Here is a 13,644-nt window from a genome sequence, read left to right on the forward strand (position 1 = left end):
GTGTATCCATGCCACCGCACACAACGCCCGCCAGATAAACGCCGGGTTTGTTGCTTTCCTGGTTCTCAGGATCGTAGGAAGGATACCGCTTTTCGTCGTCGGAAAGCACGATGCCGGAGCCCGTCAGAAAATCGAAATTAGGCTGGTAACCCGTTGCCGCTACCACAAAATCATTAGGAATGGTAACCAGACCGTCGGGCGTTTGAATATCTACTTCCGTTTCACGAATCTCCGTCAGATTGGAGTGGAAATAGGCTTTAATGGACCCCTCGGCAATCCGGTTTTCAATGTCTGGTTTCACCCAGTATTTCACCCGCCGGCCAATTTCACCCGTTCGAATCACCATAGTCACATTTGCTCCTTTACGATACGTTTCCAGAGCGGCATCCACGGACGAATTATTGGCTCCAACGACCAGCACGTTCATGCCCGCGTAGAAGTGCGGTTCCTGGTAGTAATGCGTTACTTTCGTTAAGTCTTCGCCCGGAATGTACATAAGGTTGGGCGTATCGTAAAAGCCAATGGCAATCACCACGTTAGCTGTAAGGTAAGAGGCCTTGCTGGTTCGTACCAGATACTGACGGTTTTCAATCGCATCGATGCTTTGCGTATGGTCTTCAATGGCTTCTACCTTTTCAAAAAGTCGGATATTCAGTCGGTACGACATCGCCACGCGGCGGTAGTACTCCAAGGCCTCCGAACGCGTCGGTTTAGCATTATTAGATACAAAAGGAACGCCACCCACTTCCAGACGGTCGCTGGTGGAAAAAAACGTCATGTTGGCGGGGTAATTATAAATGGAATTGACCAGACAGCCTTTTTCCAAAATCACGTATCGAAGCCCCTTTTTCTGGGCCTCCAGTCCGCAAGCCAGTCCAATCGGACCGCCGCCAATGATGACTACGTCGTATAATTGATGATCTGCCATGTTCAAAAATCAGAAGAAAGGTTCTTGTAAAATCAACAAACCCATCCGCGAAAGGTTCAGTTGGCCGGTTCATCCAGGGCCTTGATTTCCCATTCAATATTGCTGCGGGCCTGCTGTTCGTACTGGTGCTGAAAGGCTTCCGTTTTAAAAATGGAGGGCATGGCTAAAAAGACGCCCAGAATGCGTTTCCGACCTTCGCGGTACATCAGCTCCGGAACTTCGTGGAACTCCTGCCGAATCTGCTCCGAATACAGGCGATAACGATCGGGCTCACTCCCCAGAATAGACAAATCAAAATCCAGCAGATAGTCCAGATCCTGATCTTCGGTATGGTTGGCGTGCGTTTTCGTGGAAAGAATGTACTCGTATACTTTACGAATGGATTCCGTAGGAAGGTCCGTTTTGGAAAGCCATTCCTGAGCCCGTTCGGCACTTTGCAGTTCGTTGTTGGTGTACAGCGGCTGATAGATTACGTCATGGAAGTAAATCGTGAGCAATACCGCGTCGGCATCGTGCAGCTGAGACTGATGGGCCCGGAATAAGGCCATCATCTGATGGATGTGTTCCCAGTTGTGATAGGGGCGGGTTTGGGTATCTCCGTAGTGTTTGTCCAGAAAAGCTCCCAGCTTTTCAGCGTACGACGCATCCGATACGGATTGTATAAGCGATTGCAGTTCCTCCATGTACCAAACCTATGAAAAAGTAGGTGAGAACAAAATGATCGAAGGTATAAAAAGAAAACGGCTCGCGGGTAGGCGAGCCGTTTGAGGTTTCTATAACTTAATTTACTTCGCTTTATATATGATAGTAAGGCTCATACGCTTAGTGTTTTGGGATACAGGCAATTGATCTCTCAACGTGGCTTGTAAAAGATATAGAGCTGCAAGTGATTCGCTTGCAGTAAAAGAATCTTCTTTTTTATTCAAATCTACATTGTCAGCTAATTTGTACTTTAATAGATTCCCTTCGATACTGATAGGAGCTTCAACTTTAAGCTCAGTATCTTCTATCGAATAGTCAATGCTTAGCTTATTATTGGCTAAAGACCAAGTACTGGTTTCTTCATCGCCTTCTTCATCTTTTGCCGTTACAGTACCGTTTTCACTGAATGTCCAATCTTGATACAAGATTGGATAGTTTGTAGCTTTATTTTTAGGACTATCGATCAAAACGGTGTAAGCTTTATCATCTAATTTGATTTCGTAACTATAGGTACGCCAAACTTTACTGGTTAAGTCAGTACGATTAATTTGGTTGTCGGGCTTTTCATTATCTTTTGAGCAACTAACAAAAGCAAAGGTTGAAACAAATAAAATCGCAAGGGATGAACGTAAAAAGGACATGTTAGGAGGAGTTTATAGTAATTACACCCGCAATATGTACTTTACATTGAAGCGTTTGCAAGTTTATTTTAAATTCATAAAAACGTTAATAACAAATTGAATTCCTAAAGAATTAAAGCCTATAGAGTTACGCAAAAAAAAGCCGGTTTCCTTTTACAGGAAACCGGCTTTTAATATAAAGTAATAAGCTTACTGAACAATCAATCCTGAGCGACGCAACATTGCATCCGGTTGCGGTTCGCGGCCCCGGAATTTTTTGTATAGTTCCATGGGTTTTTCCGTACCACCTTTCGACAGAATGTTGTCGCGGAATGAATTAGCTACCTGCTTATTGAAGATGCCTTTTTGCTTGAACAAATCAAACGCATCGGCGTCAAGTACTTCACTCCACATGTACGAGTAATAACCCGCCGAGTAACCACCCGCGAAAATGTGAGCAAAAGCCGGGCTCATCGCCGTACCTTCCACAATCGGATACACTTCCGTTTGGGCCGCTACTTTGGCTTCCACCTGAGCTACGCTTTCACCCGTGGGAGCCTGTCCGTGCCAGGCCATATCTGTCAGACCCAAGTTAATCTGACGAGCCGTACCTACGCCCGCCATGAAGTTAGACGAAGCTTTCAGTTTTTCGATGTATTCCTGCGGAATGACTTCGCCCGTCTGATAATGTTTGGCAAACAGCTTGAGTACTTCGGGTTCCAGACAGAAGTTTTCCATGAACTGACTGGGCAACTCCACGAAATCCCAAGATACGCTCGTACCGCTCAAGGCGTCGTATTTCACGTGTGAACTCATGGCGTGCAGGGCGTGACCGAACTCGTGAAAGAGGGTTTCCACTTCGCGGAAAGTTAGCAGCGAAGGCATCGTTTCAGTCGGACGAGTGAAGTTACAAACATTCAGTACGTGCGGACGAATGTCTTTACCGTTCTCGAAATGCTGGGAACGCGTACCGGAATTCCAGGCACCAGCCCGTTTGCCGGGGCGTGGGAAGTAATCACCGTACCAGATCGCCAGCAATTTACCTTTGTCGTCCAGAATTTCGTAGGTCTTTACTTCTTCATTCCAGGTCGGAATGTCCTTGCGTTCCTTAAACGTCAGACCGTACAGTTTGTTGGTCAGTTTAAAAAGACCATCCAGTACGTTTTCGAGCTTGAAATAAGGCTTCAGTAACTCGTCGTTGATGGCGTACTTTTCTTTCTTGAGTTTTTCGGCGTAGTAGCCCGCATCCCAGCGTTGCATCACGGGTTCGGTATAACCCTGTGATTTGGCAAAGTCCGTCAATTCCTTGATTTCACGCTCGGCGGCGGGTTTGGCGTAGCTCAACAGGTTTTTCTCGAATTCGAGTACCTTGGCTGGGTTCTCCGCCATACGTTCTTCGAGTACGTAATCCGCCCAGGTTTTGTACCCGAGTAACTTAGCCTTTTCGTACCGCAGCTTCACGATTTTCTGGATGATTTCCTGATTGTCGTTTTTATCGCCTTTAAATCCGCGTTTGTTGTACGCCAGCCAGAGTTCCTTTCGCAATTCCCGGTTATCAGCGTACTGCATGAAGGGACCGTAACTTGGAGCCTGGAGCGTGAATACCCAGCCTTCCTTGTTCATTTTCTTGGCCGTGGCTTTCGCGGCTTCCTTGACGAAATCAGGTAATCCCGAGAGTTGTTTTTCGTCGGTTACCACCAGACTGTACTCATTCGTTTCAGCCAGATTGTGCTCGTTGAATTCAATCGACAATTGCGACAAATCCTTGTTGATGGCCCGGAGTTTGTTCTTGTCGGCTTCCGACAGGTTGGCTCCGTTGCGGGCAAAACCCTTGTAGGTTTTTTCCAGCAACATCTGGTCTTCTTTGTTGAGTTTCAGCTTGTCGCGTTCATCCCAAACGGCCTTAACGCGGGCAAACAGCTTCTCGTTCAGGGAAATATCGTTGCCATACTCAGTCAACAGGGGTGACGCTTCACGAACTACTTTCTGTAATTCAGGCGAAGTTTCGGCACTGTTCAGGTGAAACAGAATGGGGGTAACCCGACTGAGTTGCTGACCCGCATTTTCTAGAGCCACAATCGTGTTCTGAAACGTAGGCTTGGAGGCGTTGTGAACAATAATATCGATTTCTTTCCGACCCTGAGCCATCCCTTCTTTCAGGGCGGGAAGGAAATGTTCTACTTTGATTTTATCGTAGGGGGGCGTTTCAAAAGGCGTATTAAATGCCTGTAACAGAGGGTTCTCTTCCATAGGTACGGACTTAACAATAACATTTGGGCCCTGAGCCTGCACAAGCAGGGGTCCAGCCGTTAGTGTTAACATTAGCGGCAACTGTTTAAGTTTCATAGTTTAGTTGATAGCTCAGTAAAACAACCAACGAAATTGCTAAGGAATGCGGGATTTCCCAAACCATTCATGGAAAATCAGGGGGCCGGTGTAAGGTTCATTTGATAAAAATCAGTCTATATACGTTATCCTGTATCGCTAAAAATTGACTTCCGTAATCGGGCTTTCGTGCGAAGGAAGCCACTACTTTTGTGGGAGTGAATGACCTATCCTGTATCCCTTGATGTCTGATGTAATGGTTTCCCGAAAACCCTGGCTGGCCTTATTGGCTTCGTTGCTAATTCCTGGTCTGGGGCAATGGTATAACGGGCAGTGGAGAAAAGCTCTTTTCGTTTACTTCTTTCAGTGTGTCGTGATCTTTCTGCTGTTTCGACCTTTGGGGATAATCCGCCATCCGGTTATGGCGTACGGTTTCATGCTGCTGGAAACGGGTCTGTACGTGTATCAGTTGCTGGACGCTTTTCTGGTGGCTAGTCGCCGGAAGACGTACAGGCTGAAACCAGTGAACAAACCCGTGGGATACGCCGGAGTTTTGCTACTAACGGTCCTGCTAGTGGGACTAAACCGATACCTCATCTCGGAATTGCCTGTTGGTGCTCATACGATGCATTATGGCGGACCACCGTTGAATATGCTTGCCAATGGCGATACGTTTGTGGTCGATCGTTCCGTCCGACCCGAAGAATTACAAAGAGGAGATCTCATCCTGTGCGGGGCTGATTCATTCAACCGGAACGTATGGTTGGGTCGCGTAATGGGCCTGCCCGGAGATACCATTCAGGTAATAAACAATGAGCTGATCATTAATTCGGTTAAAAATCAGTATAAGCACATTGAAAAACAGTTGCGAACGGATCTGGAAGGAAATGAATTTGAAGTAGATTTTTGTATGGAAACGCTACCCGAAGGAAGAAAGCTGGGTATTTACCGGTACGCCGAAATGGACTCGTCTTTTAATCAGGCTGCTCAGGTTGTACCCAAAGGTGCTATTTTTCTGGTATCCGATGATCGTACGGTTTACATGGATAGTCGGATGACTGGGCCTTTTTCTGACGCTTACGTAAAAGGAAAAGCACTGTATATTTTGATAAGCGAACGTCCCCAGATGATGGGACTTCCGTTATAATACGCACCAATTAATTATCATTTTATAAAACAATTGTATGAGTTTAGGACTTTGGTTTCTCCGCGTCAATGAACATCGATTGAGACAGTATCAGATTAATGAAAAGTTGGGCGAAGAAAACTTACTGAAAAGTGATTTGGATGAGCCTAACGAACACTTACCTGAAGAAGCCAGAACGGACGTAGATAAAGCCTGGGAAGGAATTATTTACCTGTTAACGGGTAAGCCGCTAAGCGAAGCGTTCTCGAACCCGCTAACCGTTCATATCTGTGGGAAACATAGTCTGGATGTACCTTTAGAGTATGCCATGGTTTCGCCCCGGTTTTTAACCGCAGCGGATGTAAAGGAATCGCTAGCAATACTAAAGTTATTGACGGATGATGTATTAAGAAGTCGTTTTAACGCGGAAGAAATGAATGCACTCGACATTTATCCGGGGTATTGGGAAGAAATTGAAGCCGACTATGTTCTAAATCAGTTTCATCATTTAAAAGAATTTTACGCAAAGGCTGCCGAGCAAGATCAAGCCGTCATTATGTACTTGTCTTAACATAAAAAGGGTACGGATAAGCATCCGTACCTTTTTACTTTCTTGACGTAAAACTTTAAAAACCAAGTCCTACCGCAAAGCCGCTTACGCTGCGGTTAAAGGGAATCGCTGGCGTTAGCTGACCCGAAGTCAGGTTTACTTTATACAGGGACGTGCTGCCACCGGAACGAAGCAGAGCCCAGGCATTGCCCGTGGTACCGCCAATGTCGAAACCGTTGGCACCCGTTGCATCTACGCCCGTGGCTCCTACGGCTACTTGCGTACCATTATTCGGAGGTACCTGCTGCGTCAATTGATCGGTATTGGTATCAATATTGAAAAGCGTCGTAGCCGTGGTACCCGCATAGTTATTGGTATACGCCGAAGCAGTCACCGTCGGCGTGCCGGGATTGAGCGTACCATCAACGGTAGCAACCAAATCCGCCGGGTTTACCCGCAGGTTCTGGCCCGTATTGCTGATGATGCGAATACGATCCGCTACCGGATTAAAATCAAAGCCGAAATCCGTACCATCTAGCTTCACGCTTAACTCACCCATACCCGCCGCTAGTGCAGCGGCTCCCGATGAAGTGTTGAGAATATAAACCCGGCTGGTACTACCCAACGCATACAACTGACCCGTAGCCGGACGGAAATCAATACCCAGAATTTTCTCGCCGGACTGAATATTCGTGATCGGTTTGGCCACTACGGAGGAAGCATCCAACGGGTTGAAGATCAATAGCTCGTTACTGGCAGCATCTACTGCGTACGCTACGGCCTGCGGAGGGAGAGCAATGCCTAATAATTCTTGGCTCAGATCACCCAGTTTTTTCAGGCTGCCATTTCCTACGTCCACCTGCGTAATTTCCCATTTGCCTTCCACTTTCACGGAAGCCAGCGTAAAGGAATTATCCGGAGCGATGTCAAAACCACCTACGGCTTCTACGTCCAGTCCCAGGGGACCTACCGGAACGAGCGTACCATTGTTGGGGGGATCTTGTTTATATAATTGATTGGTAGCGGGATCAATGTCATACAGAACGGTACTCGTTGCCCCAGCTTTGCTATTGGTATACGCCGCCGCCGTAATGGTGGCTCCGCTAATGCCGTTAATGACTCCGTCTATTGCTGCGGTAGCTCCCGTCTCGGGATGGAGTCGCAGGTTTTGACCTTTGTTCGTAACCAGACGAATGCGATCAACGGTAGGGTTGAAGTCAAAAGCTACTTCAGTGCCATCCAGGGCGGGCGAAAAAGGCTGCGAACCTACCTGTGTAGCAGTACCGGCGGCAGCTCCTTCCGTCAGGTTGATGGTGTAAAGCTTGCTGGCGTCGGTTATCGCGTACAGTTGACCCGTAGCCGGACGGAAATCGATGGCCAGTACTTTTTCATTCTGCGGAACGGCGACCTTAATGGTTCGCGTAGGAGCGTTGGGCGACTGTACGTTGAGTTCCAGCAACTGATTGCCGGCAGTAAGACCAAAAAACTTCTGATTGGGCAGTGGGTCCGGCGGGGTGCGGTGATCTGTACAAGATTGCAGGGCGACCAGAGAAGCCAGGGTAAGGATGGCTCCGACCTTACGGATGCCTTTGTACGCATGTAGCATGTTTACAGAGATTTTGGAAGCGTTAGTGATAGAGGCGGGGCGGTATGGGTTTACGGCACTAACATTTGTTAAGCCCTCGCTAACCTAACTGTATAATTTTAATATAGTTTTAACATGGTTTTAATTTTTGTACTGTGAAAGCAGTATCTTAAAAATGGAAATATAGATAAATGCCTGAATATTAGGTAATTGTATTGCTTTAATAAAAATTGATTTTTGTCAATAATTTTTATTGATAGAATAAACGAAGCATCCCATTTGCGGATAGCACTGGAGCAAATCTTGCGTATTGCCAAATATTTTGAAGTCGTAAGAAGCTGTATCTTTGTTAAAAAAGTAGATGAGCGAAGACGTAACTATTCATAAAAAGAAGCCTCTTTTTCCAATCAGTACGGAACTACATAAATACCTGCATACGTATCAGCGGGAGGCTCGGCTCCCCATTGGCTATAATGATCTGATGAACTTCCGGGAAACGATTCCAGTAATCGATAAATACGGAAAAGATACCCTCTGGGAATCGCCTATTTATCCACCTTACGACATCGACCGGATTCATAATGGCTTGAAGAAAATATACGCCATGCTGAATACCTCGGGAAACATCGATATCGTCGAGCATAAGTACATTGACCGGATTGACTACTGTACCTTCGGCAATACCCATCCCTTCCGAATCCGAATCGTGAATCGGCTCAATGACGTCTATGATTACTTCTACGTCAAAAAAGCCGACGCCTCCCGGATCTATGGGCTGGAACTGGAACATACGCTTTCTCCTAACAACGTCAATTACATCGTCGATCATACTACGCTGATTGAAGAGCACATTGCGGGTATTCCGGGTGATATTTTTCACCATAAATACATGCAGAATGCGGAGTACAACCGGATTCGTATTGCCAAAGAGTTTGTGAAGTTCAACGAACGCTGCCTGATTATGCTATTAGGCGATATGCGTTCGTACAATTTCGTCTGGCAGATCACGCCCGATTTCGATGACTTTCAGTTTCGGATTCGCTGTATTGATTTTGACCAGCAGTTTTACGAAGGGAATCGCCGGGTGTATATGCCGCAGTTTTTCAAGGAAAACCTGCCGTACGTGAAACTGGCGATGGAGCACCTGACGGATAAAACTGTCTGGCAGTACCAACAGGAGGAACGGTCGATGCTTGTACAACGCATTCGCAGTGAACGGCACCGACTGGCTCATTTGCGGGATGTAGCGAACCGAAATCCGCTTTCAACGCCCGAAAACATAGTAGCCTTGAAAAAAGGACTGGCAGATTACTATAAAAACAGACTGTATCTGAAGTGTAACAGCATGGTTGATATTGTGGAGTTGAATATCAAGAATGTAATCCGCCAGATTATTTAGCCAAACTTTTTGTAGGGAAAAAAGCCGCTACATACAGACAGACGAAGGGCATGGCAGGGATCATATAGCGTAGGAGTGGAATCAAGAGCAACGTAGTTCCCCAAAAGTAAAGGATCAACAACGCAGGTAGTACTGAAATCAAAGTCAGCCTCTTGGTGCGATAGTAACGAATAAAACCCGCTAGAGCTAGCAGTAAATAGCCGAGCTGAATCCATTTCGTAAAGGATTCGTTTGGATTATTCCAAAGGCCATACCAGCAACGCGTAGCTTTCAAGCCGATAAGTTGCAGGAGTACCCCGACATTTGAATGAACAAGCTCCTGCATAATAGCCTGGGTAGTAGGTTTAGCATGAGCTATCCGGTCCATTAAAACATAAACAGGGGCGGGAACCGAGACACGTTGGCCACGATACATTTCGTGACCAAATAGCAAACCTTGTTGGATAACTAAAACAGATTTACCCTGAACGGGAATCCATTCATGATTATGAAAATAAACGTATAATTCCCAAGGAAAGACAACGAGCGAAAAGCTCAAAACCCAGGCTAATAAAGCATACTTTAGTTGGCCACTAGTCTGTAAATCCTGGAGAGGTAAAAAAGCACGTTTAAAGACTAAAACTATGGCCCAGGCAATGGCTAGGTAAAGGGTAATAGGGCGGATCAAACAGGAGATACCCAGACAAAAACCACTGCCGATTAAATAGGATAAGAGAGGGCGAGTCAGAAATTTACCTAACAGAAAAATCGAAGCTAGAAAAAACAGTAAAAAAGGTACTTCACTGTTAGGCTGAATAATTAAAATCAATTGAAAAGGATACGTACACCAGAGTAGAGGTACTAATTCCGCTCGTTGATCCTGAAAATAAATTCTCGCAATACTTCTGATCAAAAGCACAGAGCCAGCCCCAACCCATAGATTCATTCCAATAACAACCAGCGGCCTGGGAACATGGATAAGGTCGGCTAAGAAATGTAATGGAACTAAATACAGGGAGTAGCCCGGCGGAAAAAAAGTAAAAGCTTTTCCCTGATCTATATAACCATTGCCGGCTAAAATTACATCCGCTATTCGTGTATACGTAGCATAGTCCGGGGGCAGGGGACGTTTCCCAGAAAAAATGAATACGACGATCAACTCAATCAATAAACTTCCAACGAGCCAAATCCATTTTTTACGGGTTTCGCTGACTGGAAGTTTATGAAGAAAGGGGTGTATCAAAGTTTTAGCTTACAGGTAAGTGTCCAGATAACCAGCCATTTCTTGTTGTACCTTACGAGCTTCATCCGCGGCCCGTTCGGCAAAATCAGCACCCGAAGAGGCGTAAATAATTGCCCGAGAAGAGTTGACCAATAGTCCACACTGGCGATTCATGCCATACCGCGATACTTCTTCCAGACTACCACCCTGAGCCCCCACGCCGGGAACGAGCAGAAAATGCTCGGGTACCAACTCACGAATGCGTTGGAGTTGGTCGGCCCGAGTAGCTCCAACTACGTACATGAGCTGATCATGGCTGCCCCAGTTTTGCGAGGTCATCAATACCTGCTCAAATAAGGCTCGGGTGTGGAGAGCTTCAGCATTTTTAACGACTTCGAGGCGTTGAAAATCAGAGCTTCCTGCGTTAGAAGTCAAGGCTAATAGAATGACCCATTTTCCCGGAAAGTCCAGAAAAGGTTTTACGGAATCTTCGCCCATGTAGGGAGCAACGGTTACCGAATCAAAATCCAGTCCGGAAGCCGACTTGTCAAAAAAAGCCCGAGCGTACAAACCCGATGTATTTCCAATATCGCCTCGTTTCGCATCCGCAATGGTGAAGCATTCCTTCGGGATAATTTCCAGCGTTTTTTGCAGACTTTCCCAGCCTTTCGGCCCCAGTGCTTCGTAAAAAGCCAGGTTAGGCTTATAGGCTACGGCGTACGCCTGCGTTGCTTCGATGATAGCCCGATTAAAAGCAAAAATGGGATCGGGTTCATGGCGAAGGGAAGCGGGTATTTTCTGGATGTCCGTATCCAGACCCACGCAGAGGTAAGAAGACTTGGCTTTGATTTGAGCAAAAAGTTCAGAACGAGTCACGGAAAAAAAAGAAAAGGAGTGATACAGCGGTCCTTGCTGAGGGTCAGGAATTCAATCTAAGCACATTCGTACCGTTCCATAAACTTTCGTTAATAAAAACGTAGCTGGCTTTAGGATTTTCCTATTTTTGTCCGACAAAATTGTCTTGCTATTTTCAAACTCGCAACCCTTTTACACATTGCATGGAATTTCGTCCTGGTCACCTAACCGGATTAGTTGAACTTTTCCCCCGGATTTTTGAAGATGAACGCGGCTTCTTTTGGGAGTCGTATAATGAGCCAGTTTTCACCCAGGCGGGCCTTCCAACGGCCAGCCAGTTCGTTCAGGATAACCACTCTTGGTCTAAAAAAGGCGTCTTGCGTGGTTTACACTGCCAACACGATCCTTTTGCTCAGGGGAAGCTGGTGCGGTGTACGCAGGGAAAAGTACTCGATGTTGTGGTCGATATTCGCCCCGATTCTCCGACATTTGGCCAGCATGAAAAATTTCTGCTGACGGCAGAACGTGGGAATATGTTGTGGGTACCACCGGGGTTTGCTCACGGATTCATTGCTCTGGAAGAAGCAACGTTCATGTACAAGTGTACCAACCTGTACAATAAACCCGCCGAGTCAGGTTTGTTATGGAATGACCCGGAGTTGGGTATCGACTGGGAATTTGAAAAGTATGGTATCGAAGCTCCCATCGTATCCGAAAAAGATCAGATCCTGCCTACCTGGAAAGACTTTCAGTCTCAGTTGGCCGTTAAATAATACGTTTGATTGACAGAAAAGCCCGGTATACGCCGGGCTTTTTCGTTGAGTTATGAATAAAACATCTACGCGGGCATTAGCCATTGCAGAGGTACTGAAATCATTCCGGTCGCCCGACTTATGGGGGTTCGTAATCGCTCGTCTGCACGTAACAGCTTCTTCACAAACGGAACAGGGCCTACACTGGCGAAATGCCCGAATGGTAATAGTACGCCACCCGCTGGGGGCCGATCAGCTATCCGTACTGCTGGTGAAACCACCCGCTCACCCAGTCCCCTTTTCGGTAATACAGGAGGAAGGAGATAACTTTTGTAGCGAAGCTCAGGTCGATGCCTACCTGCAACATACGGGAGACGACAATCCCATTCATCGCGGTCCGGCGGCTTTAGTACCCGGCTTGCTGGTACTCTCGGAGCTGGAAAAACAGTTTCTCCGCGAGCCCTTACGACTTTTTTTCGTACAGTTTAAATCGGCCTTACGGGTGAATGAGCCGTTTGTGGTGGATAGGCAGGAACTCGGGCGTATAGAGGTAAAAAAAACTGACGGCACGCTGATTTTACGCGTACAATTATGAAATCATTTCTATTGGTAGGCATTACTGAAGACACGTCCGTGCCGTCTTCTCTGGTCAAAGAATTATTTGAAACCGGACTGGATTACCTCTACTGGCGAAAGACAAACCTCATTGCCGATCCGCCCCCGTACTCATCCGCTGAACGCATTTTAGTAGCTTCGGCCACGCCAATTCCGGGAGCCCATCGCTGGCACGTGAAAGAACGGGAACAGGCGGCGTTGAGGTCATGTGCTCCTTTTTCGACCAGTATTCATGACCTGGCTCAGTGGCCGAAGTGGGCGGGACGGGCAACGCTGGTGTTTTTTAGTCCCGTGTTTCCCAGCATCAGTAAGCCCGGTTACGGCCCTTCACTGCCGTTGGAGCAGCTGCAACAGCAAATCGCGGCGATTCGCTCGGCGGCTACTGAACCGTTGCCCCAGTTGATTGCTTTGGGTGGCATACACGCCGGAACCATTACACGGGTACAGCAGGCCGGTTTCGACGGGGCTGCGGTCATGGGAGCACTCTGGAAAAGTCCGGATCCAGTAGTCGCTTTACGGGAATTGAAAAGTCAGGTTCGCTGAGTCCCGAACGGCCTGAAGTCCACCGCGTAAGGAGTACACCCGCGTAAATCCTTTTTCCTGCAAAAGCTGAACCGCTTTCCTACTACGAATGCCCGACTGGCAGTGGACAACGATGGTACGATCCCGAGGTAGACTTTCGTAGTTGTCAGACAATTCCGAGAGTGGTAGAAGGTGGCCGCCGAGGTGATCCAGCTCATACTCCTGAGGCTCCCGAACGTCGAGCAGAAACAATGCTTCATCCGCGTTCATTCGTACCAGCCATTCCTCAACGGAAAGCTCCGGTATGATTTCCAGGGGGGCGGATAACGCGGTGATACGCCGGTTTTCCGGATTCAGTATAAAGGAAAAACTAGAAAAGGAAAAATTCAGGACGTTGAACGTAAGAAGTGTTCCGGCTAAAGGGTCACCAATCTGCGTAATTAGTTTGATTACTTCCGTCGCCA

The 13,644-nt window shown here is 47.0% G+C and carries 14 protein-coding genes; 6 read left to right on the forward strand and 8 right to left on the reverse strand.

Going from position 1 to position 13,644, the window contains the following annotated elements:
- The 4 genes from ACOJTG_RS19315 to ACOJTG_RS19330 form a co-directional block, all read right to left on the reverse strand.
- On the reverse strand, positions 1-928 hold a 928-nt coding region (locus ACOJTG_RS19315; RefSeq protein WP_420155323.1), incomplete at its 3' end, for a YpdA family putative bacillithiol disulfide reductase.
- Positions 929-984: 56 nt separating this feature from the next.
- Positions 985-1,611, reverse strand: coding sequence for a metal-dependent hydrolase (locus ACOJTG_RS19320; RefSeq protein ID WP_420155324.1), 627 nt, complete (start codon positions 1,609-1,611; stop codon positions 985-987).
- Positions 1,612-1,713: 102 nt separating this feature from the next.
- A complete protein-coding gene (locus tag ACOJTG_RS19325) occupies positions 1,714-2,271 on the reverse strand; it encodes a hypothetical protein (RefSeq protein WP_420155325.1) in 558 nt (185 codons plus the stop codon).
- 189 nt (positions 2,272-2,460) lie between these two features.
- Positions 2,461-4,596 (reverse strand): M3 family metallopeptidase, encoded by a 2,136-nt coding sequence (locus ACOJTG_RS19330; RefSeq protein WP_420155326.1) that lies wholly within the window; start codon positions 4,594-4,596, stop codon positions 2,461-2,463.
- Between the two features lie 223 nt (positions 4,597-4,819).
- Here ACOJTG_RS19330 and lepB point away from each other — a divergent pair, with 223 nt between their 5' ends.
- Together lepB and ACOJTG_RS19340 are read left to right on the forward strand one after the other, a co-directional pair.
- Positions 4,820-5,722 (forward strand): signal peptidase I, encoded by a 903-nt coding sequence (gene lepB, locus ACOJTG_RS19335; protein WP_420155327.1) that lies wholly within the window; start codon positions 4,820-4,822, stop codon positions 5,720-5,722.
- 37 nt (positions 5,723-5,759) lie between these two features.
- Positions 5,760-6,272: a YfbM family protein gene (locus ACOJTG_RS19340; protein ID WP_420155328.1), complete on the forward strand. Its 513-nt coding sequence runs from the start codon at positions 5,760-5,762 to the stop codon at positions 6,270-6,272.
- A gap of 55 nt (positions 6,273-6,327) precedes the next feature.
- Here the strand turns inward: ACOJTG_RS19340 and ACOJTG_RS19345 are convergent, their stop codons facing one another.
- Complete coding sequence (locus tag ACOJTG_RS19345) at positions 6,328-7,857, reverse strand: DUF4394 domain-containing protein (protein ID WP_420155329.1); 1,530 nt, start codon at positions 7,855-7,857, stop codon at positions 6,328-6,330.
- Positions 7,858-8,197: 340 nt separating this feature from the next.
- On the opposite strand from ACOJTG_RS19345, the gene ACOJTG_RS19350 reads away from it, so the two are divergent.
- Positions 8,198-9,235 (forward strand): hypothetical protein, encoded by a 1,038-nt coding sequence (locus ACOJTG_RS19350; protein ID WP_420155330.1) that lies wholly within the window; start codon positions 8,198-8,200, stop codon positions 9,233-9,235.
- On the opposite strand, the gene ACOJTG_RS19355 is transcribed toward ACOJTG_RS19350, so the two are convergent.
- Together ACOJTG_RS19355 and pyrF are read right to left on the reverse strand one after the other, a co-directional pair.
- Entirely contained in the window at positions 9,228-10,457 is a 1,230-nt protein-coding gene (locus tag ACOJTG_RS19355) for a glycosyltransferase family 39 protein (RefSeq protein ID WP_420155331.1), read from the reverse strand. The two genes, ACOJTG_RS19350 and ACOJTG_RS19355, sit on opposite strands and share 8 nt — an antisense overlap.
- A gap of 9 nt (positions 10,458-10,466) precedes the next feature.
- Positions 10,467-11,312: an orotidine-5'-phosphate decarboxylase gene (pyrF, locus tag ACOJTG_RS19360; protein WP_420155332.1), complete on the reverse strand. Its 846-nt coding sequence runs from the start codon at positions 11,310-11,312 to the stop codon at positions 10,467-10,469.
- 182 nt (positions 11,313-11,494) lie between these two features.
- Here pyrF and rfbC point away from each other — a divergent pair, with 182 nt between their 5' ends.
- Genes rfbC through ACOJTG_RS19375 form a run of 3 tightly spaced genes read left to right on the forward strand, consistent with a single transcriptional unit; the run spans position 11,495 to position 13,201 of the window.
- Complete coding sequence (gene rfbC / locus ACOJTG_RS19365) at positions 11,495-12,064, forward strand: dTDP-4-dehydrorhamnose 3,5-epimerase (protein WP_420155333.1); 570 nt, start codon at positions 11,495-11,497, stop codon at positions 12,062-12,064.
- Positions 12,065-12,116: 52 nt separating this feature from the next.
- The gene (locus ACOJTG_RS19370) at positions 12,117-12,638 is read left to right on the forward strand and encodes a hypothetical protein (RefSeq protein WP_420155334.1); all 522 of its coding nucleotides are present in this window, start codon (positions 12,117-12,119) and stop codon (positions 12,636-12,638) included.
- Positions 12,635-13,201: a thiamine phosphate synthase gene (locus ACOJTG_RS19375; RefSeq protein WP_420155335.1), complete on the forward strand. Its 567-nt coding sequence runs from the start codon at positions 12,635-12,637 to the stop codon at positions 13,199-13,201. Before ACOJTG_RS19370 ends, ACOJTG_RS19375 begins: the two co-directional genes overlap by 4 nt.
- On the opposite strand, the gene ACOJTG_RS19380 is transcribed toward ACOJTG_RS19375, so the two are convergent.
- The coding region (locus tag ACOJTG_RS19380) for a rhodanese-like domain-containing protein (RefSeq protein WP_420155336.1) at positions 13,172-13,644 on the reverse strand (473 nt) is incomplete at its 5' end. The genes ACOJTG_RS19375 and ACOJTG_RS19380 overlap by 30 nt on opposite strands.

The organism is Siphonobacter sp. (assembly GCF_048595215.1).
In the GTDB taxonomy this organism is placed as follows: domain Bacteria; phylum Bacteroidota; class Bacteroidia; order Cytophagales; family Spirosomataceae; genus Siphonobacter.